At 60.1% G+C, this 26,547-nt stretch carries 38 protein-coding genes and 1 pseudogene; 29 read left to right on the top strand and 10 right to left on the bottom strand.

All coding sequences use genetic code 11. The features are described 5' to 3' along the window. Positions 1–28: 28 nt before the first annotated feature. Positions 29–1,426, top strand: coding sequence for an ISL3 family transposase (locus tag XW59_RS06410; protein WP_136068028.1), 1,398 nt, complete (start codon positions 29–31; stop codon positions 1,424–1,426). Between the two features lie 168 nt (positions 1,427–1,594). Here the strand turns inward: XW59_RS06410 and XW59_RS06405 are convergent, their stop codons facing one another. Then, positions 1,595–2,017: a hypothetical protein gene (locus tag XW59_RS06405; protein ID WP_047144294.1), complete on the bottom strand. Its 423-nt coding sequence runs from the start codon at positions 2,015–2,017 to the stop codon at positions 1,595–1,597. Here XW59_RS06405 and XW59_RS06400 point away from each other — a divergent pair. Both XW59_RS06400 and terL read left to right on the top strand, forming a co-directional pair. Continuing rightward, positions 2,016–2,480 (top strand): hypothetical protein, encoded by a 465-nt coding sequence (locus XW59_RS06400; protein ID WP_137326988.1) that lies wholly within the window; start codon positions 2,016–2,018, stop codon positions 2,478–2,480. The two genes, XW59_RS06405 and XW59_RS06400, sit on opposite strands and share 2 nt — an antisense overlap. Further along, positions 2,410–3,915, top strand: a complete 1,506-nt coding sequence (gene terL / locus XW59_RS06395; RefSeq protein ID WP_246666018.1) for a phage terminase large subunit — start codon at positions 2,410–2,412, stop codon at positions 3,913–3,915. Before XW59_RS06400 ends, terL begins: the two co-directional genes overlap by 71 nt. A 40-nt stretch (positions 3,916–3,955) precedes the next feature. On the opposite strand, the gene XW59_RS06390 is transcribed toward terL, so the two are convergent. After that, complete coding sequence (locus XW59_RS06390; protein WP_047144296.1) at positions 3,956–4,162, bottom strand: hypothetical protein; 207 nt, start codon at positions 4,160–4,162, stop codon at positions 3,956–3,958. Positions 4,163–4,433: 271 nt separating this feature from the next. Here XW59_RS06390 and XW59_RS06385 point away from each other — a divergent pair, with 271 nt between their 5' ends. Continuing rightward, positions 4,434–5,795 (top strand): phage portal protein, encoded by a 1,362-nt coding sequence (locus tag XW59_RS06385; RefSeq protein WP_047144297.1) that lies wholly within the window; start codon positions 4,434–4,436, stop codon positions 5,793–5,795. Positions 5,796–5,802: 7 nt separating this feature from the next. On the opposite strand, the gene XW59_RS06380 is transcribed toward XW59_RS06385, so the two are convergent. After that, positions 5,803–6,207, bottom strand: coding sequence for a GFA family protein (locus XW59_RS06380; RefSeq protein ID WP_082137458.1), 405 nt, complete (start codon positions 6,205–6,207; stop codon positions 5,803–5,805). A 30-nt stretch (positions 6,208–6,237) separates the two neighbouring features. Between XW59_RS06380 and XW59_RS06375 the strand changes: the two genes are divergently transcribed. The 4 genes from XW59_RS06375 to XW59_RS06360 are packed head-to-tail and all read left to right on the top strand — an operon-like array spanning position 6,238 to position 9,291. Continuing rightward, positions 6,238–7,431 (top strand): DUF2213 domain-containing protein, encoded by a 1,194-nt coding sequence (locus XW59_RS06375; RefSeq protein WP_047144298.1) that lies wholly within the window; start codon positions 6,238–6,240, stop codon positions 7,429–7,431. A 13-nt stretch (positions 7,432–7,444) separates the two neighbouring features. Next, positions 7,445–7,942: a hypothetical protein gene (locus XW59_RS06370; RefSeq protein WP_047144299.1), complete on the top strand. Its 498-nt coding sequence runs from the start codon at positions 7,445–7,447 to the stop codon at positions 7,940–7,942. A 26-nt stretch (positions 7,943–7,968) separates the two neighbouring features. Then, on the top strand, positions 7,969–8,940 hold the full coding sequence (locus tag XW59_RS06365) for a DUF2184 domain-containing protein (protein ID WP_047144300.1): 972 nt from the start codon (positions 7,969–7,971) through the stop codon (positions 8,938–8,940). Between the two features lie 15 nt (positions 8,941–8,955). Beyond that, on the top strand, positions 8,956–9,291 hold the full coding sequence (locus XW59_RS06360) for a hypothetical protein (protein ID WP_047144301.1): 336 nt from the start codon (positions 8,956–8,958) through the stop codon (positions 9,289–9,291). Between the two features lie 38 nt (positions 9,292–9,329). Here the strand turns inward: XW59_RS06360 and XW59_RS29280 are convergent, their stop codons facing one another. Then, positions 9,330–9,506, bottom strand: coding sequence for a hypothetical protein (locus tag XW59_RS29280; protein ID WP_170990102.1), 177 nt, complete (start codon positions 9,504–9,506; stop codon positions 9,330–9,332). Between the two features lie 66 nt (positions 9,507–9,572). On the opposite strand from XW59_RS29280, the gene XW59_RS06355 reads away from it, so the two are divergent. Beyond that, positions 9,573–10,037, top strand: coding sequence for a DnaT-like ssDNA-binding protein (locus tag XW59_RS06355; protein WP_047144302.1), 465 nt, complete (start codon positions 9,573–9,575; stop codon positions 10,035–10,037). Here the strand turns inward: XW59_RS06355 and XW59_RS06350 are convergent. After that, complete coding sequence (locus tag XW59_RS06350) at positions 10,034–10,495, bottom strand: MucR family transcriptional regulator (protein WP_047144303.1); 462 nt, start codon at positions 10,493–10,495, stop codon at positions 10,034–10,036. The two genes, XW59_RS06355 and XW59_RS06350, sit on opposite strands and share 4 nt — an antisense overlap. 76 nt (positions 10,496–10,571) lie before the next feature. On the opposite strand from XW59_RS06350, the gene XW59_RS06345 reads away from it, so the two are divergent. Then, positions 10,572–11,000 (top strand): hypothetical protein, encoded by a 429-nt coding sequence (locus XW59_RS06345; RefSeq protein WP_052958031.1) that lies wholly within the window; start codon positions 10,572–10,574, stop codon positions 10,998–11,000. A gap of 5 nt (positions 11,001–11,005) precedes the next feature. Here the strand turns inward: XW59_RS06345 and XW59_RS06340 are convergent, their stop codons facing one another. Then, complete coding sequence (locus XW59_RS06340) at positions 11,006–11,308, bottom strand: helix-turn-helix transcriptional regulator (RefSeq protein WP_047144553.1); 303 nt, start codon at positions 11,306–11,308, stop codon at positions 11,006–11,008. 34 nt (positions 11,309–11,342) lie between these two features. On the opposite strand from XW59_RS06340, the gene XW59_RS06335 reads away from it, so the two are divergent. Genes XW59_RS06335 through XW59_RS06325 form a run of 3 tightly spaced genes read left to right on the top strand, consistent with a single transcriptional unit; the run spans position 11,343 to position 13,299 of the window. Beyond that, positions 11,343–12,404: a phage minor head protein gene (locus XW59_RS06335; RefSeq protein WP_047144554.1), complete on the top strand. Its 1,062-nt coding sequence runs from the start codon at positions 11,343–11,345 to the stop codon at positions 12,402–12,404. Further along, complete coding sequence (locus tag XW59_RS06330; RefSeq protein WP_047144304.1) at positions 12,404–12,856, top strand: hypothetical protein; 453 nt, start codon at positions 12,404–12,406, stop codon at positions 12,854–12,856. Before XW59_RS06335 ends, XW59_RS06330 begins: the two co-directional genes overlap by 1 nt. Further along, on the top strand, positions 12,853–13,299 hold the full coding sequence (locus XW59_RS06325) for a phage tail terminator-like protein (protein ID WP_047144305.1): 447 nt from the start codon (positions 12,853–12,855) through the stop codon (positions 13,297–13,299). The genes XW59_RS06330 and XW59_RS06325 overlap by 4 nt, the downstream gene beginning before the upstream one ends. On the opposite strand, the gene XW59_RS06320 is transcribed toward XW59_RS06325, so the two are convergent. Continuing rightward, positions 13,296–13,619, bottom strand: a complete 324-nt coding sequence (locus tag XW59_RS06320; RefSeq protein ID WP_047144306.1) for an addiction module antidote protein — start codon at positions 13,617–13,619, stop codon at positions 13,296–13,298. The genes XW59_RS06325 and XW59_RS06320 overlap by 4 nt on opposite strands. 1 nt (position 13,620) lies before the next feature. Then, the gene (locus tag XW59_RS06315; RefSeq protein ID WP_047144307.1) at positions 13,621–13,911 is read right to left on the bottom strand and encodes a type II toxin-antitoxin system RelE/ParE family toxin; all 291 of its coding nucleotides are present in this window, start codon (positions 13,909–13,911) and stop codon (positions 13,621–13,623) included. A gap of 113 nt (positions 13,912–14,024) precedes the next feature. On the opposite strand from XW59_RS06315, the gene XW59_RS06310 reads away from it, so the two are divergent. From XW59_RS06310 to XW59_RS06300, 3 genes are all read left to right on the top strand, one after another. After that, the gene (locus XW59_RS06310) at positions 14,025–14,477 is read left to right on the top strand and encodes a hypothetical protein (protein WP_047144308.1); all 453 of its coding nucleotides are present in this window, start codon (positions 14,025–14,027) and stop codon (positions 14,475–14,477) included. Beyond that, entirely contained in the window at positions 14,477–14,929 is a 453-nt protein-coding gene (locus XW59_RS06305; protein ID WP_047144309.1) for a hypothetical protein, read from the top strand. Before XW59_RS06310 ends, XW59_RS06305 begins: the two co-directional genes overlap by 1 nt. An 80-nt stretch (positions 14,930–15,009) precedes the next feature. Continuing rightward, positions 15,010–15,216, top strand: coding sequence for a hypothetical protein (locus XW59_RS06300; protein ID WP_047144310.1), 207 nt, complete (start codon positions 15,010–15,012; stop codon positions 15,214–15,216). Here XW59_RS06300 and XW59_RS06295 read toward each other — a convergent pair. Beyond that, positions 15,213–15,482: a hypothetical protein gene (locus tag XW59_RS06295; RefSeq protein ID WP_047144555.1), complete on the bottom strand. Its 270-nt coding sequence runs from the start codon at positions 15,480–15,482 to the stop codon at positions 15,213–15,215. The genes XW59_RS06300 and XW59_RS06295 overlap by 4 nt on opposite strands. Before the next feature lie 55 nt (positions 15,483–15,537). On the opposite strand from XW59_RS06295, the gene XW59_RS06290 reads away from it, so the two are divergent. The 12 genes and pseudogenes from XW59_RS06290 to XW59_RS06235 all read left to right on the top strand — a co-directional run bounded on the left by XW59_RS06290 (position 15,538) and on the right by XW59_RS06235 (position 25,479). Further along, the gene (locus tag XW59_RS06290; RefSeq protein ID WP_052958034.1) at positions 15,538–17,841 is read left to right on the top strand and encodes a tape measure domain-containing protein; all 2,304 of its coding nucleotides are present in this window, start codon (positions 15,538–15,540) and stop codon (positions 17,839–17,841) included. Continuing rightward, positions 17,841–18,506 (top strand): hypothetical protein, encoded by a 666-nt coding sequence (locus tag XW59_RS06285; protein ID WP_047144311.1) that lies wholly within the window; start codon positions 17,841–17,843, stop codon positions 18,504–18,506. Before XW59_RS06290 ends, XW59_RS06285 begins: the two co-directional genes overlap by 1 nt. After that, entirely contained in the window at positions 18,503–19,093 is a 591-nt protein-coding gene (locus XW59_RS06280; protein ID WP_047144312.1) for a hypothetical protein, read from the top strand. The genes XW59_RS06285 and XW59_RS06280 overlap by 4 nt, the downstream gene beginning before the upstream one ends. After that, the gene (locus tag XW59_RS06275; protein ID WP_246666017.1) at positions 19,086–19,490 is read left to right on the top strand and encodes a hypothetical protein; all 405 of its coding nucleotides are present in this window, start codon (positions 19,086–19,088) and stop codon (positions 19,488–19,490) included. The genes XW59_RS06280 and XW59_RS06275 overlap by 8 nt, the downstream gene beginning before the upstream one ends. 16 nt (positions 19,491–19,506) lie before the next feature. Beyond that, positions 19,507–22,065, top strand: a complete 2,559-nt coding sequence (locus tag XW59_RS06270; protein WP_047144314.1) for a phage tail protein — start codon at positions 19,507–19,509, stop codon at positions 22,063–22,065. After that, positions 22,062–22,502 carry a hypothetical protein gene (locus XW59_RS06265; RefSeq protein WP_047144315.1) on the top strand — a complete coding sequence of 147 codons (441 nt, stop codon included), beginning with the start codon at positions 22,062–22,064 and terminating at the stop codon, positions 22,500–22,502. The genes XW59_RS06270 and XW59_RS06265 overlap by 4 nt, the downstream gene beginning before the upstream one ends. Next, positions 22,502–22,960: a hypothetical protein gene (locus tag XW59_RS06260; RefSeq protein WP_047144316.1), complete on the top strand. Its 459-nt coding sequence runs from the start codon at positions 22,502–22,504 to the stop codon at positions 22,958–22,960. Before XW59_RS06265 ends, XW59_RS06260 begins: the two co-directional genes overlap by 1 nt. Beyond that, positions 22,953–23,393: a hypothetical protein gene (locus XW59_RS06255; protein ID WP_136068030.1), complete on the top strand. Its 441-nt coding sequence runs from the start codon at positions 22,953–22,955 to the stop codon at positions 23,391–23,393. The genes XW59_RS06260 and XW59_RS06255 overlap by 8 nt, the downstream gene beginning before the upstream one ends. 56 nt (positions 23,394–23,449) lie before the next feature. Then, positions 23,450–23,665, top strand: coding sequence for a hypothetical protein (locus XW59_RS06250; protein WP_047144318.1), 216 nt, complete (start codon positions 23,450–23,452; stop codon positions 23,663–23,665). A gap of 2 nt (positions 23,666–23,667) precedes the next feature. Further along, positions 23,668–24,726, top strand: coding sequence for a hypothetical protein (locus XW59_RS06245; protein WP_052958035.1), 1,059 nt, complete (start codon positions 23,668–23,670; stop codon positions 24,724–24,726). Beyond that, positions 24,726–25,016: pseudogene (locus tag XW59_RS06240) on the top strand (hypothetical protein); the annotation flags it as partial. The gene XW59_RS06245 and the pseudogene XW59_RS06240, both read left to right, overlap by 1 nt. A 130-nt stretch (positions 25,017–25,146) precedes the next feature. Next, positions 25,147–25,479: a hypothetical protein gene (locus XW59_RS06235; protein WP_047144319.1), complete on the top strand. Its 333-nt coding sequence runs from the start codon at positions 25,147–25,149 to the stop codon at positions 25,477–25,479. 254 nt (positions 25,480–25,733) lie between these two features. Here XW59_RS06235 and XW59_RS06230 read toward each other — a convergent pair whose 3' ends face one another. Further along, complete coding sequence (locus XW59_RS06230) at positions 25,734–25,952, bottom strand: hypothetical protein (protein WP_047144320.1); 219 nt, start codon at positions 25,950–25,952, stop codon at positions 25,734–25,736. A gap of 166 nt (positions 25,953–26,118) precedes the next feature. On the opposite strand from XW59_RS06230, the gene XW59_RS06225 reads away from it, so the two are divergent. Next, the coding region (locus tag XW59_RS06225) for a lysozyme (RefSeq protein ID WP_137326987.1) at positions 26,119–26,547 on the top strand (429 nt) is incomplete at its 3' end.

The following is a 26,547-nucleotide window of genomic DNA, read 5'->3' as shown; positions in this document are numbered from 1 at the left end:
GAGGCGATAGATGCGGAGCTAGAGCGGCGTGAGCGGGACACCGGACTTTCTGGGCCTACCAAACCTTCGAACGACTAACGTCGTCTACGGTGAAGAGACGATTGAGGTTGAGGCAGAGACGGTCGAACCCGTGTTCCATTGCTGCACCATCCAGCGTCTCGGCAAATGGGGCGACGCAGGCCGTCGCATGATCAACGATACCCACCACGGCGGTCTGCCTGTCCTGATCAAGCTCAGGGTGCGCCGGGCGCAGTGCTACGAGTGCGGGACGCGTGGCATCCGGGAGCACTTCACCTTCATCCAGCCAAAGAGGCACATGACCCGGCGGCTCGCGGACTACATCGCCAAGCAGACCGTCTTGGTCGGCGATACCAGCTCGGCAGCAGGCCGACACGTCTACGTCAGCGCCTCATCGGCGCGCCGGATCACCAACGCCTACATTGACAGGCACATCGACCGTCTGGAGCGCCCCACGCCGCGCGTGCTCGGGATCGATGAGAAGTACCTCGGCAGGGTCTTTCGCGCCGTCGTCGGGAACATCGAAGAGCGAACGGTCCTGAACATGCTGCCCGACCGCGACAAGAGCCTAGAGGCGTTCATCCGCGACCTTCCCGAAGCCGAGAAGGTCGAGGTCGTCTGCATAGACCAGTACGACCCCTACCGGACGATGATCAAGGATCTGCTGCCCGGCCGCGCCATCGTCACCGATCACTTCCATGTCGTCCGCAAGGCCAACGATGCCCTCGACCGGATCAGGCGCGGCATGGTCTCAGCCCTGAAGGATGAGGACAAGCGCACCGCCACCCGGCTGCGCATGAGCCAGAAGCTGTTCTATTGCCGCTCGCACGATCTGAAGGACGAGTGGCGGCGGTCCATCATGAGGTGGGAGCAGCGCTTCCCCATCCTGGGCAAGGCGTATTGGGCCAAGGAACGCTTCTACGACATGTATCTGGAGTGCAGCACCCCGGCCGAGGCGGAGGCCTATTACAAGCGCTGGAAGCGGGCGCTCGACCCGGACATCGCCGATCACTTCAACAACGTCGCCAACATCCAGCAGCGATGGCTGCCGCACGTCTTCGCCTACTTCGAGCACCCGTTCACCACGGCCTATGTCGAATCGCTCAACCGTGGCCTGAAGGCGCTGGCGGCCGAAGGGCGGCGCTACAGCTTCGAGACGATCCGGGGCAAACTTCTCCTGGCCGAGAAGCTGGAGAAGAAGACCTTCCGTGATCGGAACCCCGGCGCATCGGCGACAGGCGACACGACCCCGCTGGAGACGTTCAACTGGGGCATCGACATCGCCGCCATGAATCGGATGCTGGAGACCGAGGAAATCCACTACCAGCAGACCGAACGAGGCTATCGGATGGTGCGGGAGCGGAAAGGTCTTTCAACCGTCGAGCCCGTTTGGGACGAAGCTGCTTAGAGGACCCGTTCAACCATCCGTGGCGAATACCCCGACTTCGTCATTAGTCATATCGGCCTCCCACAAAAACAGCCACAGGAAACCAAAAATGGCGGTGACCGACAAGCAGAAATGCTTCGTCGCTCGGATCAGGGATGGCCATCGCGATATGAATGAAACGGTGGGCGTCTATTCGCCACCCCACATGTAGGCTGGAGCACGGAGATAATCCGTTTTGCATTCTGGGCATTTCCTAGCGCCACCGACGATCATGCTCATGCGATAGAATCTGCCGTGGTTTATTTCACATCGCGGGCAAAAAGGTTCTCCGCGTGGAGTGCCGTCTGGAAAGGCCTCGAACTTGAAACCTTCCTTTTCGACAAGTGACGCCTTGAATTCGAACGCTGACTTCAGGTGAGCAATCTCGGCGTCCTTATCCCGGAGTTCGTCAGCTATCTCAACCAGTCCGAGTTTTGCATCAGCAAGCGATCCCGTTAATTCGGCGATCTTGAGCTTCAACTCCGCTTGGTCGATTTGAACATCAACGTTGTTGAGTTCGCGAGCGAACCCAATGGCCGCAGTCACTGCGGAAATGGCCCCACCAATATCCATGTCTGTCCTCCCAAACCCACGCCATGAGAGCTTTGCCCAAGCGCTCGCAAAGGGCAAGACGGCAGCGGACGCATATGTTGAAGCGGGATATAAACCGAGCCGACACCATGCCTCGCGATTGGCAACAAATGGCAACGTGCAGGCAAGGGTGAGAGACATCCAGTCCAGAGTGGCCGAGAAGGCCGAATGGAGCGCCGCCGACAGGCTTGCCGCTCTCAAGCGCATCTCGGATGCCTCCGAGAAAGAAGACCCGCGGGTAGCCGTCTCCGCCATCTCTGAGGCCAACAAGATGCATGGCAGTCATGCGCCGACGAAGCACCAGCATGGCGGAACGATCGCAAGCGTCGACGTGACGAAGCTGAAGGGCATGACGGATAAGGAGCTCGAACTACTTGAACGCGCCCTTGTCCAGATCGGAATTGTTGACGGCGATCCGAGCCGAGCAGGAAGCGAGGAAATCTGAGGCCGATCGAGCACGAGAGCGGAAAGTCCTGCTCGGCTCGCACCTAGCCTTCACAACGAAGTTCTTTCTAGAGAAGGAGGGGCAGCCGTTCTCTGTCGCGCCTTTCCATCCGGTCATGTGCGAGACGCTCGACCGGGTGTTCTCGGGCGAGATCAAGCGGCTGATCATCAACATCCCGCCCGGTTACGGTAAGACCGAACTAGCGGTAATCAACTTCATTGCCCGTGGGTTTGCGGTCAATTCGCGATCCCGGTTCATCCACGCCAGCTATGCTGAGCCGCTGGCGCTGGATAATTCGACCAAGGTCAAGGACGTCATCAACCTCGACGGATACCAGGCCCATTGGCCGGTACGGATGAGGCAGGACCAGAACGCAAAAGGTCTCTGGAGGACCACCGACGGAGGGCATCTGCGCGCCGCGGCAGCGGGTCAGCCGATCACCGGCTTTCGCGCCGGCATTTTGGCTGAGCCTGGATTTACCGGCGCTCTGGTTATCGACGACCCGCTGAAACCGGACGATGCTTCATCGGATCCAACCCGCAAGTTTATCAATGCGCGGTGGGATAACACCTTCAAGTCTCGCCTGGCGCATGAAGATGTGCCGGTCATCGTCATCATGCAGCGCCTGCATGTCGATGATTTCGTCGCGCATCTGCTCGAGAAGTCCGGTGAGGAATGGCACCTTCTGCGCCTCCCGGTACTCATAGACGGAGAGGTTGAACCGCCGGCGGGCAGGGCGGTGATGATCCCCCATGGCCTCCCTGATGGCCCACTATGGAAAGAGAAACATACCCTCGACCAGATCAAGGTCTTGCAACTGTCGCCGCTGGTCTACGCAGGCCAGTATGTGCAGAGCCCGACAGTTGCGGGCGGTAACCTGTTCAAGACCGAATGGCTGCAGGAGTACGATGATCTGCCGCTTCTGTCTTGGCGCGCGATATACGCTGATACGGCGCAGAAGACGAAGGAGCGCAACGACTATACCGTCTTCGAGCATTGGGGCGCCGGCGTAGACGGCAAGGCCTATCTGATCGATTTGGTGAGAGGCCGATTTGAGGCTCCCGAGCTTGAAAAGACCGCGCTCGCCTTCTGGGCCAAAGCCAAGGCGATGTCTGCCGATCGGTATGGCCATCTCCGCAAGATGGCGGTGGAAGACAAGGTTTCAGGAACGGGCCTGATCCAGGCCGTGAGTAGGAAGGCCATTCCCGTCGTTGCGCTGCAAAGGGACCGGGACAAATACACCAGGGCGCTCGATGCCATTCCTTCCGTTGCAGCGGGCTTGGTGGTGCTGCCGCGGCTAGCGCCGTGGAAGCTCACCTTCACGTCCGAATACGCCGCTTTTCCTGATGGTTCCTTCGACGACCAGATCGACCCATTTATCGACGCCGTCGTTGAGATTTGCGGCGGCGGCACATTTACGCTCGACAACATCTAGACGGACGGCGACGAGATTCACCCCGCCGCCGTCGCCACAATTAGAGCTCTGCGCCTGCAAGCTTGGTCACAAGCTTCTGCCGATCCTCGAGAGATTTCAGGCGGATCGTTAGAGCCTCGCTCTTGACCGGCACCTGAGGCGGAAGACTGACCTCTACGTCGGGAGCATGTTCAGCGGCCCAGTTCTTGAAGCGAGGCAGCTTGTTCGGCCCGCTGATGGGAAACGTGAAGCTGTATTTGAAAGTCATTTGGCTCACCCAAAGTGAATGGCGACCAGCGAGCGAAGCGCAACCAAGCGCGGTTCGGCCGGTGCTCGGACAGTTCTGATGTCTTGGATTCACTTTCCTGGCGCCGCTCTTGCTCTCGCAGGTAGCGGCACCAGGCAGTCAGCCTATTTGAAGGCCGCCTTTGCAGACGGGGAAAAGGGCAAAGGAATTGGTGTGCATCGACGGTATGTCGGCCATCTCGCCGGTAATGTCAATTTGACCGCCCGCGGTCAGTTCGCCGCACGGAGGCAACATGGGATCGGTCGTTAACTTCGCTCGTGTGATCGGCGACAGCCTGACGAACCTCGTTTCTCGGATGGGGACGGAGCGAGACAAGGCGGCACACACCTTCTATGGCATGCCGCTCCTGTCGGATGAGCAGATAATCAATGCCTATCGCGGCGCCTGGCTGCCGCGGAAGATCGTCGACATTCCTGCACTCGATAGCTGCCGGAACTGGCGCAATTGGCAAGCCGGCGATCGCCAGATCGAGAAGATCGAAGCCGAGGAGAAGCGGCTGAACCTCCGCGGCAAAGTGCTGGAGGCGCGGATCAAGGCACGGCTTCTCGGCGGCGCGGGCATTCTGATCGGCACGGGCGAGCAAGAGATGATGCTGCCGCTCGATGTGGAGCGGATTGGGCGCGGCGGGGTGCAGTACCTGACGGTATTCACGCGTAAGCACCTCGCGGCGGGCGAGATCGATCGCGATCCTGGCTCGGAATTCTACGGAAGACCGTCATACTATCGAGTGAGCGCGAGAGACGGCCGGACGATCGATGTGCATCCGTCGCGGCTGGCTATCTTTCAGGGCAACTCCACGGGCGACGAGGATCTGGCATTCCACCAGGGCTGGGGAGATAGCGTGCTCGTCTCTGTTCTGGACGCGATCAAGAACGCCGATAGCACCGCGGCGAATATCGCCTCTCTAGTTTTCGAGGCGAAGGTCGACATCATCAGACTGCCGAACTTCATGGCTTCGCTGGGAGACGAGACCTACAAGAGGAAAATCCTCGAACGCTACACACTGGCCAACACGGCGAAAGGCATCAATGGCACGCTGCTCCTCGACAAGGAGGAGGAATATGAGAGCAAATCGGCCTCGTTCGCGACGCTGCCCGACATTCTCGACCGTTTCCTGACGATCGTCTCGGGCGCGGCCGACATCCCGGCTACGCGCCTTCTCGGCCAGTCACCTGCCGGCCTGAACAGCACCGGGGAAGCGGATTTGCGGAACTATTACGACCGCATTTCCGCCATGCAGGAAATCGAAATGACGCCAGCTCTCTACCGGCTGGACGAAGCTCTGATCTGCTCGGCACTCGGTTCACGCGATCCGTCCATCTACTATTCCTGGGCTCCGCTGTGGCAGATGACGGACAAAGAGCGGGCTGAAATCTTCAAGACGAAGGCAGATGCGGCGCGCGCGATCGCGGGTAGCGGTGGCATGTCGCCCGAGCTCATCCCGATAGAGGCGCTCAGCGATGGTCTGGTGAATGCGCTCGTCGAGGATGGTTCTCTGCCTGGGCTTGAAAAGGCCATCGAGGAGTACGGCCGCCTTTCCGAGCAAGAGGAAGACGAGGACGAAGCGGTGGCGGCCGTAGTGCCAGAGGGCTGAAGGGTTTTCAGTTCCCTGCCGCCGCATTCCCGGGAAGCTTTGGCAGCCATGCTAGAGCAGATTGAAACCAGTACTGCCGATTCGGCTTAAGTTCACCTCTCTGATCGAGAACGCCGACGCGTAAGCCAAAGGTTCGGCTTCCAGGTGGTTCATCGCTCGTTGCGTACAAGGGTGATCCGCAGTTCGGGCAGAAGACTTGTAGCCTCCGCCGGCCACTCTGTGCCTTTTTTGTATAGATCGCTGGCGAACCCTGGAGCAGTCGAAAAGCCTCTTCGGGGCACGGAGCTGTCACCCGAAAGGCCGTTCCAGACAGCTTCTGACAATCGTTGCAATGGCAGATGCGTACTCGATTGGGGTCAATCTCAGCCTCAAATGCGATCGCGCCGCAGTGACATGAACCGTTAACCCGCATCGGTCTCTCTCCCTCCAAAAGGAGACAATAGTGCAATTCACAGACGCTGTAACCGTAGCGGGAACGCGGCGGCGCGACGACGGCTACCTTGTTGCCGACGCCAGGATCGCACGCACGGGCATTCAGCTCTATGCCGGCCATGAAGTCGGCAAGCCGGATATGCCCTCCGTTCGTGTCTACCGGCCTGGCGACGAGGTTTTTTCGGAGACGACTTTGCGCTCCGCTGCCCATCGCCCGGTCACCAACGATCATCCCGACGAGCATGTGACCTCCGAAAATTGGAAGGAGTATGCCGTCGGCCAGACCGGTGACGAGATTGCCGGCGAGGGCATCTTCCTTCGCGTGCCCCTCATGGTGAGCGACGAAGCTGCCATAAGGGACATCGAGAACGGCAAGCGGGAGCTTTCGGCCGGTTATTGCTGCGATCTCGACTGGACCGCCGGCAAGACGTCTGCCGGTGAGGAATACGACGCAGTTCAACGGAACATCCGGGTCAACCACGTTGCGATCGTGCAGCGGGGAAGGGCCGGTCATCAGGTTCGCATCGGCGACGGTGCGAATGAGTGGGGCGCCGCCCCAATTTCCACCTCAGACAAGGAGAAAGTCACGATGGGTGACGCACTTCGTACTGTGGTCGTGGACGGACTGTCGGTTCAGACGACCGACCAGGGCGCCCAGGCCATTTCCAAGCTGATGAAGGATCTGGAGTCTTCCGCAGCCAAACTCGCCGATGCCGAGCAGCGCCACCAAGCCAAGCTCGCGGAGGTGAATGACGCCCATTCCAAGGCGTTCGCCGCCAAGGATGCCGACCTCGCCAAGAAGGACGAGGAGATCGGAGCTCTCAAGGCCGATCTCAAGAAGGCGCAGGACAGCGCGCCGAAGCCGGAAGACATCGACAAGATGGTCGCCGACCGTGCCCAGCTCGTCACGACCGTGAAGGCGATCGACGGCTCGATCGAGACGAACTGCAAGTCCGAGGCGGACCTGAAGCGCGCGGCGGTCAAGGCCAGGCTCGGCGATGAACTGGTGAAGGACGCTTCCGACGCCGAGGTCGCCGGCATGTTCAAGGCGATCGCCAAGGACGTGAAGGCGGCCGATCCGTTCCGCTCCGTCGTCCAGAGCGGTCTCCAGCCGATCAATGACGCCGACAAGTCGGCGGCCGATGCCTATGCCGCCATGGTGAAGGACATGCAGTCCGCTCACCTGCCGGCCCAGGCCAACTGAGGAGGGCCTGCACATGGCAACCTATCAGACGACCTATTCCGAAGCTCCGGCGAAGGGCCTTCACGGTCAGATCGCGTCGGAGGAGAAGAGCAACCGGATCAGTCGCACCGTGGAGAATGCTGATGGCGTTCGCTTCGGTCAGCCGGTCCAGCGCGGCGCGGGTGACCATGGCGTTGTTCCGCTGGCTTCGGGCACGTTCCTCGGCATCGCCATCCTGAACCCCGCGGTACCTGCGAGTGCGACGCTTCCCGACGCCTATCCGCAGTATTTCACCGGCGCCTTCATGACCCAAGGCCCGATGTATGTGATCGCGGGCGGCGCCGTCATCGATGGCGGCGAGGTTTTCTACAACACGTCCACCCACCGCTATGTCGGCGCGGCCGGTGCGAACATCGTCGGCCCGATTCCGGACGCTGTGTTCGACACGTCAGGCGGCAACGGTGACATCGTCGAGATCAGCCTGCGTTTGCGCGCCACCATTCATCCTGAAGCCGATACCGGCGGCGCCTGAGCCAGATCACGAAAAGGATCAATACAATGAACCAGATCATCCGCCAGCCTTTCGCTGACGCGCAGGCTGCATTCCCCTTCGTGATTTCGCAGGGGCGCAACATCGAGACGCGCATCTACCAGAAGCGCTATCCGACGTTCGATTACGGCTCTCACGTGCCGGTCATCACCGAGGGGAACGAATGGGCCATCGGTACCATGTTCTTCACGGTCGACATCGCCGGTGAGGCGAAGTTCATCTCGGGTGCGGCGAACGACATTCCGTTCTCGTCGGCCACCCGTGACCAGCACAGCCATGACTTCGCGATGATCGGCGCTGGCTGGGAGTGGAACCTGGAGGAGGTCAATCAGTCCTCGCTCTATGGCATTCCGCTCACCGACACCAAGGCCATGGCGTCGTCGCAGGCGATCGAACGGCTTCTCAATGGCATCGCCATGAGCGGTTCGGCCGAGAAGAACTGGACCGGCTTTGTCAACGATCCGACCGTGCCTCGCGTCGACGTCGCCGCCGACGGCTCGAGTTCGTCCACTTTCTGGGCCGACAAGGACAACGACCAGATCCTGCGCGACATCAACGACCTGATCGGCAGCGTCCGCGACAACACGTCGGAAATCGAGTGGATCGACAGTCTTCGTCTTCCGCCGTCGGCGTTCCGGCTCCTCAACAACCGTCGTCTCGGCGCCGGCGATGGCGTGCTCAACCTGCTCGATTACCTCCGGAAGAACAACGTCTACACCGCGGAGACCGGCCAGCAGCTCGACATTCGTCCGCTTCGCGAGCTTGCCTCGGCGTCTCAGGATGGCGGCGGCCGCATGATGGTTTATCGCCGCGACCCGGAGGTTGTGCGCTTCCACCTGCCGATGCCGCGCCGCGTGCTCCAGCCTCGGCCGAAGTCGATCATGGCCTTCGAGCAGGGTGTGATTGCGCGTACCGGCGGCACTGAATGGCGCCTGCCAGCCGCGGCGGCCTATGGCGACGAAATCACCGCTCCGGCGTAATGTGAGGAGGAGACGATGAAAGTCACCAACAACTCCAAGGCCCTCCAAGGCGTGTATTCGGCGAAGGGCGTGATCTACTTGAAACCGGGTGAGACGAAGGAGATCACCTTCTCGGACGTTGGAGCCAGGCAGGCCAGACGCCTGCCGTTCCTGAAGCTCGAAGGTTCGCCGCAGAGGGCGGCGGTGCCCGAGGTCGAGAGGACGCCGGCGGAAGTGCTCGCCATGGCCGAAGACGGCAGCGTGCCGTTCATGGCGTTTAAAGCGGCCGCAGCGAAGCTTCTCGGGGCTGCTACGCCAACGAAAAAGGATGAGATCGTCGCTGCACTCGTGGAGCTCGGCAATAAGGGCTGATCCCTGCTGGGCCGCGAGCGAATTCGCGGCCCACCTGCTCAACCTTTGAGACGGTCCCGGATTTTATCTTCGTTCTTGCCGAGACCGTGTTTTGTATCCTGCGCGAGACCGCCGGCAGTTCCGCCTGCTTGCATGCTTTTATCGCCCTTGGTTTTGCCTGACTTCTTCGTTTCGTCGCCGCGTTTTTCAGAACCCTTTGTTTTCTCTTTTGGCATGGCTCTCTCCCTGAGTGATGCCACCAAACATTGGCATCGGATTAAAGTTCCAGGAGGCAATAGGGCATGGCTGGATATGGAACCGATGACGGCTTCACCGACTATGTGACCGCGGCTGGTTACGACATGCCTGCCGGCAGTATTCCCGCCGCTCGTCAGCGCGGCAGTGCCTATATCGATGGTACCTTTGGCGCGCGATTTATCGGCATGCCGACAGGCGGATTGGAGCAGGAGCGGGAATGGCCGCGCATTGGTGTGCCGGAGGTAAGAGACGATCAGATACCCAAGCGGGTCGTGAACGCCTCCTACGAGGCCGCGCTGATAGAACTGCGCGAGCCTGGTTCCTTGTCCGCGGTCGTCAGCGGCACATCACTGGTGAAGCGGGAGAAGGTCGAAGGCGCCGTTGAGATGGAATATGCAGTGTCGGACCGTACCGATCTGACCACTGCGGCTCGCCCGGTTGTTACGGTGATCGAGGGTTTGTTGGCGCCTCTCTTGAAGACGCCAACGCCAGGCATTCTAGTGGTTTAGGCAGCTTTCTTGCGACCGCGCTTCTTCGGCTCTGGTTCGGCGGCCTTCTTCCTGCCGAGGCCCATCTTCTTTGCCATTTCCGATCTTACAGCGGCATAGCCCGGTGCTACCATCGGATAATCGCGCGGCAGGCCCCATTTGGCGCGGTAGTCATCCGGCGTCATGCCATAGTAGGTGGTCAGGTGACGCTTCAGCGACTTGAACTTCTTTCCGTCCTCAAGACAGATGATGTAGTCGTCATGCACCGACTTCTTGATGGGCACGGCGGGCTTTTGAAAAGGCTCTGAGTCTCCCGCTGGCGCGGCCCCTGCAAGTGCTCTTAGGGTCCCATGGATACTCTCGATCAGTGCGGGAAGTTCGGCCGCGGGAACCGGATTGTTGGAGACGTAGGCAGATACGATATCCGCGGTGAGTTCGATCTGGGAGTTTACTTCCGCGCGATCCGGATCAGTTTCCATTGCTGTGCTTTCCCCTTGGGTGTTGCCTGCAGCCTTCTAGGGCAGATGTTCTTGCGATTGCAATGAGACAATTCGAATGAGCGACCGTTTCGACTACGCGCGGATGCAGGCCACGGCGACGCGGTTGTTGGGACGCTTCAAGCAGGGGCGGGTTACCGTAATCCGCACCACGCAGGCGGAGAAGCCCGATGACTGGCCTACGTGGCAGCCGTGGGAAGGCGAGACGACTACAAACGTTTACGAGCTCGACGCGGTGGTGAAGGGCGTCAGCGCCAAGCTGGTCGACGGCGATGCGGTCGTTGCCACCGATCTCGAGCTGACTTGCTCGCACAAGATGGTTCTGGTCGAAGTGGATGGCGTGGCAGTGACACCGGCTCCGGTCGCGTTCGACGCCACCTTGCTCGATACGCTGAACATCGACGGCCGGCCGGTCACCATCGTGCGCGATCTCACGGTGCCGGCAGCAGGAATGCCGGTGGCGCATCGGTATGTGGTGAGGGCGTAATGGGGCTACTGAACATCATCCTTGGCTGAGGGGCCGCCTTCGTTTTCCAGGTTTCCAAGCCTCTTGGTGACCGATCGGCTGAATTTCAATCGTACGCCGGCGCCGTTGGAGCCTTCTTCAGGGATGAAGATAGCACCGAGTTCTTCCAGTGCGGCCTGAAGAGATGCGATCGTTTCATCGGATGGGGTGTCGATGCCGCGCTCGAACATTTCGATAACCGCTCCATCTACATTTGAGTTTTCAGCCAATTTGGAACGGCTGACCTCGACGATGGCACGTGCTGCCTTGCAAATCGGTCCGGTAATCATCGGATCCTCCATGACGTTCCAAGGGGTATCGCAAATGCTGAAGCGTCTTTCCAGCCGCGAAATCCTTGAAAACCTTGCCGCCGATTGGGAACCGCAGCTTCGAATCGGATGGATCGAGGCTGTCGCGGCGATCCGATCTAACATCATTCTGCGACGCATCGTCGAGCGGCTGGAGCGCAATGACGTGGCCGGCGCCGTCCGAGATCTCGGCATTGAGGATGGCGTCTTCGCCCGCTTCGAGAACACCATCGTGCAGGCGTACAATGCGGGCGGCTTCGCAACGATCGATGCGATGCCTCGGCTCCGCGATCCATCTGGTAATCGGATCGTCTTTTCGTGGGGCGTTCGCAATCTGGAGGGTGAGGCGGCCATCCGTCGGCACGCCGCGCGCGCTGTGACTGGCATGACGCAAGACATGCGGAGCGGTCTGGCTGAAATCTTCGCCGAGAACCTTGCTGCCGGAGCGAGCCCGCATCGCGCCGCATTGAATGCAGTGGGCCGCATCAATCGGGTGACAGGTAGGAGGGAAGGCGGCTTGTTGGGCCTCACCAGTGAGCAGATGCGCACTGCCAATTGGATCAGGCAGGCGATGCGCGACGGCGATACCAAACTGATGCGTCGGTATTTGGGTCTTCAGCTTCGCGACAAGGGGTTCGACCGGTCGGTGATCAAGGCGCTGCGAGAAGGAGTTGGCATGCCGGATATCGCGGAGCGCATCTCCTCACGGTACTCAGACAAGGCGCTCTACTACCGTGGCAAGGTCGTGGCCCGACATGAGACGATGACAGCACTCGACATGGCTCGGGATGATGCCTTTCGTCAGCAAATCGCCGACGGCAAGCTAAACGTGCAGGACATCACGAAAACCTGGCATCATACCGCACGTAAGAACGAGCGGCCGCAGCACAAGGCGATGCAAGGCCAGACGGTAGGGTTCAATGAGCCGTTCGTTGCGCCGGACGGCACGCGGCTTCGGTATCCGCGCGATGAGAACGCGCCGGTCGAACACACCATCGGCTGCTTCTGCCGGGCTGAGTATCGTATCGACTACACTGCGCAGGCGTTGCGCCGATATCAGGAACACGTGGGCGGCTGATGGCGCAGACATTCACGGCAACGATCGAGAACTGGACCCGTCGCGTCATAGGAGCCGAGGAAGCGGTCTTTAAGGAATCAGCGCAGGAACTGCTCGAAGAACTTAATCAGCAGCTTGAAAGCATGATCTACGAGACGCCGGAAAGCGAGGGCTACAAACGCACGAAGTTCCTCCAGGCCTCACTTATGGCATCCACTAGCGAGATGCCGCGCCTCAGCGTCGACAACCCCGGTGCTTCGGTCGTGCCAGACTTCGGACAGATCGAATTAGTCATCAACAACGCGGAGCTCGGGGAGACGATCTACCTCGGCTACACGGCGCGCTATGGCGCCTATGTCCATTATGGCACCTCCAAGATGCCGCCTCGCCAGTGGGTGGCATTGGTTGCCCAGCGATGGCGCGAGATCGTCGCCAGGGTTGCAGCTAGAGTAAAGGCGAGGTTCGGCTTATGAGCGCGACCGTGGAAACAGGCGTCTGGCAGGCGCTGCGTGCCCGTGTGGCTACACTGCCGGGCTTCACCATCAATTGGCCGATGGAGCCGTTCACGCCGCCTTCGGCTGGCGGGAAGCTGCTGCCGTTCGTCGAATGCCGGCACATGCCGAACCGCGTGAACCGCGTATTCATCGGCTCGGACGCACCACAGGAGCGACCGGGCATTCTGCAGATCACGCTCTGCTGGCCAGCGTCGGAGATAGGCACAGGATCCGGCAAGACGCACCCCGACGTTCTGATCCAGCGGGCAGGGGAGATCGCGGCGCATTTCCCGACAGATCATCGAATGACGTTTCAGGGTGTTTCCGTCCGCGTCGAGCGCGCGCCGGACGTGGCCCAGCCGTATCGCGACGACGCATATTGGCGAGCGCCTGTGAGCGTTCGGTACCGCTGCTACGCCTAGGCGCCCAGCCTAGCCTCTGCATGGTTGTCGTTCGCATCAGCGGGGGCGACCGTCAGCTTGACGCCCAGCGCGCGGGCAACGCCAAGGAGAGTGGAAAGCTTCGGGTCGCCTTTCTCGCTGAGCGCCTTGTAAAGCCCTTCGCGGGTGATGCCGGCCGCCTTGGCAACATCCGTCATGCCGATGGCGCGGGCAACATCGTTCAACGCGTGGGTGATGAATGCAGGATCGCCTTCCTCGAAGGCTGCTTCGAGATAGGCGGCGCGGTCTTCAGGGGTCTTGAGGTAATCCTGGATATCGAACTTGGTCGTTTCGAGGGCCATATCAGAGTTCCTTTGCCATTCGCTTGGCTTGGGTGATGTCGCTGCTTTGGGATGACTTGTCACCGCCGCACAGCAGGATGACGACCGTCTCGCCATCCCGAACGAAATACACCCGGTAGCCAGGGCCATAGGTAATCCGCATCTCGCTAACGCCTTCGCCAACGGCCTTCACGTCGCCGGGGTTTCCAGTCTCCATGCGCCGAATGCGGGTAGCGATGCGAATGCGAGCATTCCGGTCACGAAGCCCATCGAGCCATTTGGTGAAGACAGCGGTTTTGCGAACTTCGATCATGGCTTTTTGTAATCTGTAGTTCACAACAAGTCAAGCAAATTGTGATCTACAGTTCACAATTTTGGCCGTCTCCGCCCCTTCGGCAAGGGCTTCATCCAGCACAGGAGGCCGACATGGCCCTTTTCCCGGTTGCCGGTTCAAAGCTGTTCATCGGCGGCGTTCTGGCGGACAAAAGCACCGATTTCGTTGAGGCTGATTTCGACGGTCAGACGTTCGTCGAGATTGACGGTTGGTCGACCATGGGTGCCGCAGGCGACACCGCCGCGCTCATCACCACTTCGCTCATCAACCGCGGCCGCGACATCAAGCAGAAGGGCACGTGGAACGCTGGCCAGATGCAGAACACGTTCGCCATCATCGAAACCGATCCCGGCCAGATCGCGCTCATCGCAGCGTCCAAGACCCGAGACAACTACGCGTTCAAGGTCGAGCTTTCCTCCGGCGGCGAACGCTACTTCATCGGCCTGGTCATGAGCGCCGAAGAGGCGGGCGGCGATGCGAACACGATCTCGAACCTCAACGCGACGATCGAGATCAACTCCAACATCGTGAAGGTGGCTGCGTAATGGATATCTCCGCGCTCAAGCGAGACAGCAAGGCTGCAGAAGCCGGCGAGTGGGTTTCTGACATTCCCGGCCTGGAAGACGCCCGGCTGCGAGTTCGCGGACTTGCCAGCCCGACGGTGGTCGCTTTGCGGTCCCGAAAGGAACGCAAGGTCTCCCGCGAAGGTCGCGAGCGCGATGGCTCGCTGAAGCCCGAGGTGGCGATGAGGATTCTTGGTGAGGTTTTGCACGAGGCGGTGCTCCTCGAATGGGATGGTTTCACGGACGGTGGGAATCCGCTTCCGTATGACGCCGATCTTGCCAAGGAGTGGCTCACCAACCCTGACTATATGGCATTCGCAGATGCCGTGACCTGGGCGGCGAGCGTCGTCGACAAAGGCCGCGCCGATTATCAGGCGGACGCTGAGGGAAACTCCAAGCGGTCGTCGCACGCAGCCTCGCTGGCGACGACCTAATCCTGGAGGGTGATCTGTCGCCGGGCACCCTTGAATGGCTCAAAGCGTTCTGGGAACTGTCTACAGATCGTCAAATCGGCATGGGTGTCGGGCCGATACCTGCTTCCTCAATCCGTGCATGGGCTGAACGCTCCGGTTACGACGACGCCGAGACGGAGACGTTCCGGGCCTGTATCCGCGCGATGGATAGAGCCTACCTCGACTTTGCCAGCAAACCGGAAAGCGAGCGTCAGAAGGTCGAAAGCCGGACGCTCAGCGGTGAATTGTTCGATGCGCTGTTTGGCTAGAGCCGGGGTTCCCGTCGCGTTGAAGCTGGAATGTCTTCGTCTCGCGAGACTCCCGCTAGCTTGGCAAGATGACGTTCGATCAGAACCAGATAGGCAATCACGCCGCAGGAAAGCGCGGCAATCAGCAGTCCAATAGCCGCGCCGAAGAAGACGCCGAAGGGCGAACCGCTGAATAGGCGGTAACCCATAAATGCTGCCCCAATGACAATCGCTATGGCGATGACGCCATTCAGCGCAGTCAGCGTCTCTGCAAGAATTCTGTTCACCAAGCTCTCCCCGAATTGATCGGGAAGATAGCCCCAACCTGCCCGTGAGGTAAATATGGATATCGCGACGCTGGGCATCGCTGTCCGGTCGGATCAGGTTGATCAGGCAAACCGTTCCCTGGAGCGCTTCTCGCAAGTCTCAGGCACGGCTGAACGGGCCGCCCGCAACGTCGGGTCGGAATCGTCGAAAGCCGGCCGCATGGCTGCCGCCGCCAACGACAACGCCGCATCATCTGCTGCCCGAGCAGCCGCAGCCTATGGGGGGTTCGAACGTGCTGCGACGCTTGCGGCGCGCGCGGTCGGTGCTGTTGTCGGAGCTGCGGCCGGTGCTGCCCTTGTTCAGTTCGCAGATACATGGTCCGACATCAGTTCGCGTGTGGGTATCGCCGTGAAGGACATGGATGCCGCGCCCGCAGTGTTGGCGCGCATCGCCCAGACCGCGCGCATGACCTATTCCAACCTCGAACTAACGGCGGAAGGTTTCGTTCGAAACGCGACCGTTCTCAACGAGCTGGGCAAGTCCACACAGCAGCAACTCGACTATCAGGAAGCGCTCAACAACGCCTTGGTCGTTTCTGGTGCGAAGGGCCGGGCCGCAGAGTTCGTGCAGGAATCGCTCAACCGATCGATGGCACTCGGAGCGATGCGCGGCATCGAGCTCAACAACGTTCTGAATTATGGCGGCCGAGTTGCTGAGTTACTGGCGAAGCACTTCAACACCACTACCGGTGGGCTGATGCGCCTGGCGCAGGAAGGCAAGATCACAGGCGAGGTGCTGTTCAACGTCCTGACAAAGAATATGATCCAGCTTCGAGAAGAGGCTGAATCGATGCCAGCGACCATTGGCGACGGCATGATCCTCATTCGCAATGCTCTTCTTCAGTTCGTCGGCAGCATGGATCAGGCGCTCGGGGCATCGGAGACCTTTGCGGACGGCCTGATCATCGTGGCGGACAACATCGGCCGCGTCGTTAGCATCGGAGCAGCGGCGGTGACGATGTATGGTACCTATTATGTCGCATCATTTGTTGCCGCTCAGGTTGCCACGATGTCGCTTACCGGCGCGCTGACGCTTCTGCGCGCGGCTCTCATCCGGACCGGCATCGGCGCACTGGTCGTCCTGCTAGGTGAGTTCATCTACCAAATCGGAGAAGCCCGCCAGCACGTCGACACGTGGGGCGAAGCCTTCCAGGATGTTTTCGACCGGTCCAGAGCAATCCTGGTAGCTTTTGGCTACGGCTTCGAGAGCATTGTCGCCAATCTCCAGTCGATCTGGGCGACGTTTCTCGCAGATATGGTCGAGGGGTTCGAAGCATCCTTCGGTGGCATCCTCAGAGCGTTCGGCGTCGGCGTCGAGCAGGTTTCGGGTATCATTTCCGATCTACGCAACGAGGCTGAAATTGCTTCGGCGCTTGCCGATGCGACGGGAAATCTGGCCAAATACGCTTGGGACCATGCTCTCAGGCCGCGAGAAGGTGCGAACGATGGGATTCCCAACGGCGGGGGAAGGTCTGTTGCAGGTGCCGAGAGTGTCGACAAGGCTGCACAGCGTGCCGCTGATCGATACAAGAGAATCGTTCAGAGTGCCCAACAGTTCATAGCTGCTCAGCAGCTTGAAGCGCAGGTCATTGGTATGACTGAGCGTGAGGCGAACAAGCTGCGCTACACTCAGGACCTACTCAACCAGGCACAGAGCGCAGGCATTAAACTCACGGCGTCGCAAAAGGCCGAGCTGGAAGGCCTTGCCGCTTCAATGGCGGAGACCGAGGCGCGCACAAGTGCATTGCAGCAGGCGTTCGACTTCGCGAAGGACGTCACCAAGGGCTTCTTCAACGACTTCCGTTCCGGTTTGGAGCAGGGCAAGGGCGTGCTCCGAAGCTTCGCAGACGCGGCCATGAATGCGCTGAGCCGCATTGCTGACAAGCTCATCGATATGGCGATAAATAATTTGTGGGCGAACGCCTTCAGCGGAGGGACTTCATCTGGCGGCGGATCGGGCGTCTTCGGCAGCCTGTTCAACGGCCTTGGGAAGCTTTTCGGCTTTTCCTCGGGCGGATGGACCGGCAACGGAGCGACCAGCGCGGTCGCTGGCGCCGTCCATGGTCAGGAGTTCGTCGTTCGCGCCGGGCCCGCGGCTCAGCATCGGCAATTGCTCGAGGCGATCAATGCCGGACGGCCAATCGGCGCCAACAACAATGTGCCTGTCGCATCAAATCAGAACGGCACGTCGACGGTGCGTATTGAACTTGCCGACGGTCTGAAGGCAGAGATCATCGGAGAGGCGAACCAGAATGCCATTCAGATCGTCCGCCAGAACAACCAAGCCATGGCGAACTACAAGCAGAACGGAGGCGAGTGATGGTGCCTCCGGTTTTCACTCTGCCCGAACTCGGCTTTCAGCAGGTGCGATTCGACCTCATTGTGCCGGAAAACCTCAACCGCATGGAAGGTCGCTTTACCGAGGGCCAGGTGTTCGGCACACCCTATTGGGTGACGGAGCTCCGTTATGGTCATCTCGAGCCGCTTCCGTATGGAAAGGCTGATGCCTTCGTTCGGCGCGTGACGACACGGGGCGGTGTGTTCAGGGCCTGCGACATATTCAGGTCCCGGCCGATCGAGCACGATGATGGTAACGGGACGCCGCTCTCCGGCACTCGTGCGGGCGGCGGCGCGTTCGATGGCACCGCGACCCTCCAGTCGATCACCAATAGCCGAACGGTTGTCGTCAGTGGCCTTCCGCCGCTCTTCCAGTTCCGCGAAGGCGATTATGCCGAGTTCCGTCGATCGGCAAATGTGGTGGCGCTGCACTCTTTAGAGGCTGATGCCCGCGCATCCAGCTCAGGCGTTGTGACGCTCAGCCTGGATCCTGCCTATGACGCACAGAATTTCCCGGTTTCCGGCACAACGGTCAATTTCGAGAAGGCGAGTTGCCTGATGAAGATCGAGCCCGGCTCCTACTCAGGGCAGAAGTCTCAGCAAGACAGATCGCCATCGTTCTCAGCTGCGGAGATGTTCTTTTCATGAGCCTAGACCCCGCCGTTCAGGATCAGCTCGACAGCGGGCAGATCGCGCGCCTCGACCTGATCCGGTTCGACCTGCCCGGCAAGTCCGTCGGCTATCATCGGGGAGGGCGGCCGTACACCTACAACGGCCTAACCTATCTGCCGAACCGCTGGCTACAGATCGGATCGATGACGTCGGCCCTAGGCGTGGCGGTCACTACCCGGACGATCGTCTTCTCCAACGTCCCTGTCGAAAACCCTGACGATGCGATCGCCAAGATCGAGCTCTATGACTACCAGAATGTGCCGGTCATCATCTCGCATCTGGCGGGCGAGCCGGGCACGAACAACGTTCTGGGCATTCTGGCGTCCTCGATCTACGAGATCGACCAGGTGCGCTATCAGAAGGGTGCCATGGGAGCCAATGGCGAGCGCTCTCTGACGCTGGAAATCGACCTCCAGCCGCCGGGCCGCTCAGCGCGCGGTGCGACGCTGGTAAAGGTTTCTCCGGCCGAGCAGAACTTCGACAACGATCCGACAGACACCAGCCTTGAATATGTCGCTGTCAACGCGAGTTGGCCGCAGGAATGGGGGCAACGCAGTGGCTAAGACGCGCTTTGAGATAGTCGCTGTCGTTGTCGAGAAGGAGATGGCGAAGGCCTACCGCTATGGGACGGCCGATTGCTTCTTCTTCGGCTGCCGCGTTGCCGATGCTCTCGATAAGAGGCTCAAGCTCACCTCGACTTATCGCGGCTCCTACAAGACGCTGCTCGGCGCCCAGAGAGCCTTGAGAAGGCGAGGCTTCAAGTCGCTCGTCGACCTCTTCGCCACGCATTTGGAGCCATGTGCGCCGGCGGCGGCACGCATGGGCGATGTCGTCATACTCCAACTCGACAATGCCGAGCATGTCGGCATCTGCAACGGCGCCCGCTTCGTCACCAAAACCGAGCGCGGTCGTTCGTTTCATGACCTCTCAGCCGTGAAGGCTGCGTTCCACGTCGGCTAGACCCAGGTAGCATTTCATGGCGATTTTCACCGCGATCGGCACGGCGATCGCCGGAGCGCTGTTTGCTGGCTCGGCGCTGGCGGCCTCTATCATCTCCGGCGGCTTGGCGTTCGCCGCCAATCTGGCCTTCAGCTATCTCAACCGTCCGAAGAAGCGCACCTATTCGGCTGTACAGGGCGACGCGCAGTTCGGCGGCAATATACCGGTCGGCACGCTTTACGGCATCGGAAAGATCAATCGCGGTCAGCGGCTTTATTGGGCGAAGTGGGGCAGCGGAAATAAGTATAACGTCGACGTCTGGCGCCTTGCTAACGGCTGGTGCGATGGGCTGGAGCCGGAGGTCTATTTCTACGGCAAGAAGCACATCCTTGAGCCGGTCGCCACGATCGGCAACGAGGCGGCGCGCTATCAGGTCTCCGGCTTCGGCGAGAAGTTGACGATCCGTTTCTATGACGGCCGCCCGGGACAGCAAGCAGACGCTCGTCTCGTCAGCGTCACGAACTCGCTCGGCACGCCTTGGAAGGCGACCAGCCGATGCACTGGCATGGCCTATGTCATCATCGAGCGCGAATGGGATGAGAACCTGTTCAGCCAGGGCCATCCTGAGATCGAATTTGTGCTGCGCGGCCTGCGCCTCTACGATCCGCGCAAAGACAGCACCGTTGTCGGCGGCAGCGGTTCACACAGGCTTAACCAGCCGTCCACATGGGAGTTTTCTCAGAACCCCGCGCTCCAACGCCTGAACTATCAGTTGGGCCTGCGCGGTCTGATCTCGCAACGGTCGCTCATCGGCGAAGGCAAGAGCCTCGGCCAACTCGACCTCGGCACCTACTTCGCGGCGATGAATGTCTGCGACACGCTGCGCAACGGCAAGCCGACCTATCAGGCCGCGCTCTACGTCTCCTCCGATGACGATCATACCGAGGTGCTGAAGGAGTTCGACGATGCGATGGCCGGCTATGGCCTCAATCGCCGGGGGCTATCTGGTGTCATCCCGGGTGCGCCGCAGATTCCGGTGGCGACGATCACAGCGAATGATATCCCGGTCGAACGCGCGCAGCAAAAGCAGCTCAGGAAGTCTGCGTTCGAGCTCTACAACTACCTTTCCGGCCAATTCATCTCGCGGGAGGATCAGTGGAACCCGGCCAGTTTGAAACCGGTCTATGTCAGTGCCGACGTCGCCGCCGACGGCAGGCCCCGGCAGACCTCGAACGACTTCCTGCAGGTCTCCGATCCGGATATCGCGCAATACCTGCTCAACATCCGCTACCGCCAGAACCGGAAGGGCGGATCAGCTACGGTTCCCGTTTCGCGCCGGCTGGGCTTGGGTGTCCAGGAAGGCGAATGGATCACCTTCGACGGCCGGACCTGGTTGATCCGCGAATGGCAGTGTGACGAGAGCTTCAACGTCACGCTGACCCTCGCGGAGACCGGTGCCGATGTCTATTCGGAAGCTGGTATCGAGCCTGGCCCGATCATCATTCCCTCGACGCCGCCGATCAATCCATCGCTGCTTTCGACGGTCCAGAACTTCAATGTCGAAGTGGGGATGATTGGTGGTTCGGAAGGCTATCAGGTGCCGGCGCTCCGCTTTACCTGGGATCCGCCGGCTGATCCGACGATCAGGGCGGTAAGGTTCTTCTACTGCGTCGGTATGAGCTCGACCGGAGCCACCATCTATGAAGACCAAACGGCAGATGCTGAAGCTGGCGAGTGCATCACGACCAAGAATGTTGTTTCGGGCGTTTTCTACACGGCCAGAGCGACGATCTCGACAAGACCGGATCGGTTCAAGAGCTTCACGCCTTGGAAGACGACGGCGACGGTCACTGGGCCGCTGACGGTCTATCCGGAGGGTCTTGTCGAGGAAATCCAAGAAGTGGTCGCAGAGGCCACAGAATGGATCGGTAACGGCACCCGTGAGCTGATCGAGGAAGCGCGCCGCAATCTGAACAATGACAGCGGCGGTTCGGCTCAGTCGTATCTCGACAGGCAGGTGCTTCGGCGTGAACTGACGTCGACGTCCCAGCGGGCCGAGGCAAAGTGGACCGAGGACATCCTTGCGGCGACCGGGCCGGGCTCGGCGATCGTCCTTCGGCTGGAAACGCTTGAGGTCAAGGTCGAGGGCGACATTGCGACGGCGGTTGACCTGCTTCAAACGCAAATCACCACGATCGATGGCCGGGTCACGGCGAATGCGAATGCGGTGACAGCGCTCACCGCACAGGTTGGTAACTTTACGGCGGCCGGGCTTTTCCGTGTTGAGACGGTTGCGACGGAAACGGGCGCTCAGTCGACCATCGGACTTAGTGCATCCGCCACGGGCGGCGGTACGACGCACACAGCGGCATTGTTCATCAGCGCTCTCACGGGTGGGCTTAGCCGCGTGACGGTCGTCGCCGACCAGTTTGCGATTACCGACGGCTCGTCGAGGGCTAATCCATTCATATTTCAAGGTGGTGTGGCTCGCATGAACATGGCTAACATCGGAACAGTCACGGCCGGCGTGATCCGATCGCCCGACAACCGGTTCATCATAACCCTCTCCAACGGCAGCATCGAGTGGTTTGAATGATGGCTTCACGTGGCTTTCTGAAGGATGTCGGGGGGCAAAAGCGCATGCGGTTCGTCAAAGCGCCGCATGACGCCAACAATCTTGCGGTCCCCAACAACCAGGTGATCTTCGACAGCGAGGACATCGGGAACTTGTCCATTTATCGATACGGTGAGTGGGCAAGTCCGCAATATACGGGGACCGGTGTGAAAGTAGACAGCAAGGTCATTACATGGCCAACTCTGCCCTACATTCCGCTAATCACGCTCCAATGCGACTATTCGCTGTCAGGAGCGACGTGGACCGGATGGGCGCATGCTATGACGGCACCCATTGCGTTCAACCAGTTTCGCATGTGGTGTCATAACGACGGATTGCACGTCTACTACGAAAAGACGTTCAATTCCGATCCCGACTACATCGCGATCAGGTGGCAGACATATAGGTTCTCGACCTGATGGCTAAGCGGGGAAAAATCCAGCTTTCCGGCGCCAATCCGATCTTTCGAATTTCGAAACCGGGCGTCGACGTGGATTCGGCGGGAGAGAATGATTTTCTCCTGCATGAGGATCATCTCTATTCGCAGCCGTTTTGGTGGCAATTCATTGCCTGCCCATTTTCCGGATACGAGGGAGTGGAGGTTCGAGACCAGACGGTGAATCGGACCATACCGAACACCGGTTCTGTGCCGATGAGCATAATTTATCCAGTGGGGAGTAACGGGACCATCATCTTTCCATTCCCCAAGTCCGAAGCCGCGGGCTCAAGTGCGAATGGCTTTCCGGGCTTGGAGCGCTGGTACATTTGGCACAGTGTGACGCGGACACAATTATCGGTACGGTTTCTGAAGAACGACAATAGCCGTCGCTCCCCTCAAGGCTGCTACGTGATGCTGATGAGGCTGCCAAGTGTCTAGAGCAAGACTGGATGCGAACGGCCCCATCATCGCGAAACCCGGCTATGACGTCGACACAGCGCCACTCGCGCAGCTTGCGTTCTCACCAGCTTGGGTGGCGGCACGCATCGCTTTGAGTGGCACCGTAACGGTGGCGCCGTTCTCGGGGTTCATGGATGCCTTTTATGACCGCGCCACGGTGAGCTATGGGCGCACCTTTGCAATGCCACCCATTGTTATGGTGGCGGGAATCGAGAGCGGACGACGCAATGTCACCGCGTTCTGGGCTGCTGGTATCCCGGCATCGGGTACGGCGCGACTGTTCCCATATTACGAAATAGAGGCTGGAACTACCGGTTTCACTCTCAACGTTTTCAGGAAGACACAGGGCGGCCCAACAGATGCGCCAGCCACTTGGCGTTATGTCGTCCTTGAGAACACTCTCCAGACCTAACGACCTGACTCATCCTTCAGCCCCCACAAACCTAACCCATCCCACCGGAGCATTCCATGAACACCGACACCCTGTCGGCCGGCGAAGCCGTGCCGCAGCAGCGGACGATTCAACTCGACCGTGTCGCTGCCTACTTCCAGCGCCGTGCGCTCGCGGCCGAGAACGACTGCCTACTGCTCGCGGCGGAGGTGCGTGACCTCGTCGGCATTGTGAGCCAACTGCAGGAGCAGGTAAGCCGACTGCAGCAGCCCGCGGAAGAGGGGGGCGAATAGCCATGGTGCAGGCCTTCTACAATATTGGTACGGCGACCGTTGCTGCCAATGGAACAGCGGTAACGGGGCAGGGGACGCAGTGGCAGCAGTCCGTTCGTCCAGGTGACCTCTTTGGAACCCACAAAGGTACAGGCATCCGCATCGCGTCAGTGAACAGCAACACTTCGCTGACGCTGGCGTACGCCTGGACCGGATCCGCGCAAACCGCGGCCGCCTATGAAATCCAGTTCACGCCGTACGATGCTGGTTATCAGGCTGCCATCGAACAGCTCATTTCCATGATCGGAAGCGGCAACAACGCTGCGCTTGGTGCTTTGGTTGGGGCAGCAAATCGTCTGCCGTTTTTCACCGGCGCCGGCACAATGGATACGACCGCGCTGACGCCGTTCATGCGAACGCTGCTGGACGATGCAAATCAGGCCGATGCTCGAGGAACGCTTGGGGCTGCTCCGACCGCATCGCCGACATTCACCACCCGCGCCGACTTTGCCGGCGGCCCGGCTGGGCTTGAAATTGTTTCCGGTGCGGCCACGCCTGCGAAGCACACCCTTCGATATGGCACCGGCAATCTGGTTCTCAGCGCTGCCCCTGGTGGCAACCTCTACTTCAACTTCGATAGCGGCAATGACGTCCTGATCGGCCCGCAGGGCCGAGCGGCCTATCATCGTGGGAACGTCCTCGGAGCGGTCGGCCAATCTGGAGGAGTGCCCACCGGCGCGATCATCGATCGTGGATCGAATGCGAATGGTGAGTTCGTCCGGTTTGCGGACGGAACGCAGATTACCTTCCGGCAAGTGATTTATAGCACCACCATTACGACCGCAGTGGGTAACGGATTTTGGGCGAGTGACGTTGTCCATGCGCCGTTCGCTGCCAGCTTTGTCGCTGCGCCCATAGTACAGGTCACGGCACTGCGACCGGCTGGTTGTCCCTACGGGACCTACGCATCGCCGAACATTCCCACCACATCAAGCATGTCGATATCGATCGTTAGTGTTTCATCGATCGGTGCCGCCTTTGAGCACCCGGTCAATGTTGTGGCAGTTGGAAGGTGGTTTTGATGCACATCATCCTCTCTCCTCAACTTCGCGACGACGCTCTCACAGTTTCCAAGGCCAGTGACGTGCTGACGATCAATGGTGAGCCTTTCGACTTCTCGGATCTACCTGATGGCGCGACTATCCCGGCCGGCGAAGTGCCATGTGAATGGATCGTCGGTACTGTCGAACGCGTAGGCGGCGATCTGCGCCTGACGCTCATTCTCCCGCACGGACCGAAGCCGGAGTCGTGGCAGGCCTTCCCTGAGCCGATAATCTCGCCCGAGGACGGGCAGCTTGATCTGCCATGGGACACCTATCAGGAGACTACAGAGGAAGAGGTTGTCGGCGGCAAACGCGTCACCGTAACCACCTATCGGTGGCACCAATCGCCAACCGTCGATTCAACCTTCATTCCAGCACCAGAAATCGAGGAGCCCGGCGATGTGGAAGCCTGATCCAGCGAACATCATTACAGCCGAGCAGAAGGTGGCACAGGCGCAGGCTGCACTCGTCGAGGAGTTCCGCACGGCGATCCAAGCGCATGTCGACGCTACGGCGCAGTCCCGGCGCTACGACAGCGGCAACTCTCTCGCCAGCTACGTCGCCAGCACCAATCCGATCTGGGCGACCGAAGCGCAGGCCTTCGTTGCCTGGCGAGATGGCGGCTGGGCCTATGCCTATGCCGAACTCGACAAGGTGCTTGCCAGCGAGCGCGAGCAGCCGACGGTCGAGGGCTTCATTGGCGAACTGGATCCGATGATGTGGCCGGACTAGCCAACCCACCTAAAAAAAAGACCGGCGCGGTGGCCGGTCTGTAACAGGGACAATACAGATGCTCCCGGGGATGGAGGGGGATGGGTGCATCTACCACTTCAACGGCTGGTTGCCGATTTGGTTCCTGTAAAAGAAAAACGGCCGGCTTTGGAGCCGGCCAGTTGATCCCGACAAGATATGTAACCATCCATGCGGAGAGAGGGTATCCATGGTGGCTGCACCTATTAAAAAGCCATCGACTGCGTCTGCTCTAGTTACCCAATTGGTCGCTCCAGTGCATCCTTAAGCGCGGCGACACACTCCGGACAAAGCTCAATTGTGTATCGGTAGCGGGAGGCGTCATAGATGCCATCAGCCTCGAAGGTGAGGACGAGGCAATCGCCGTCTCGTTCGATGTCCCCGGCGTTTAGCGATTGTTTGCTGATGAGCTTCTTCCGGCCCGGCCTTTTCGCCGGCTCCACGTAGATGCGCATGGTTTACCCTCAAGCCCGTGTTGAGGCGACTGACCTTAGCCAGCCAATCACGGGGTGGCACCTCCCATTTGGTAGTAGCGCTACCAAGGGCTAATTCCCGGGGCCCCAACCCACCTTCTGACACAATGCCAGCAATCGCCCGCGCGAGCGGGGGAAAGGACTTCGCATGCGCGTAGACTACGACATCGCCATGGAGATCGCTTCGCATGAGGCGATCGTGCGCCAGGCCTACAAGGACAGCGTAGGCGTCTGGACCTGGAGCGTCGGTCTGACGTCGGCGACCGGTCATATCGTCGACCGTTACATCGGCAAGTCGCAGTCGCTCGAGCACTGCCTTCGCGTCTATGTGTGGGCGCTCGATAACTACGCCGATGCCGTTCGAAAGGCATTCGCCGGCATTCCACTCACCAAAGCGCAGTTTGCCGCGGCACTGTCGTTCCATTGGAACACCGGCGCAATCGAGCGCGCCTCGTGGGTGAAGAAGTTCAAGGCCGGCGATATCATCGGCGCCCGCAAGGCATTCATGGACTGGCGCAAGCCAGCATCGATCATCGGGCGCCGCGAGAAGGAGCGTGATCTGTTCTTCGAGGGCAAA

It is taken from the genome of Aquamicrobium sp. LC103 (assembly GCF_001014615.2).
Taxonomy (GTDB): Bacteria; Pseudomonadota; Alphaproteobacteria; order Rhizobiales; family Rhizobiaceae; genus LBCQ02.
Note: the sequence above shows the minus strand (reverse complement) of the source record. Positions and strands in the feature narration are given on the sequence as shown.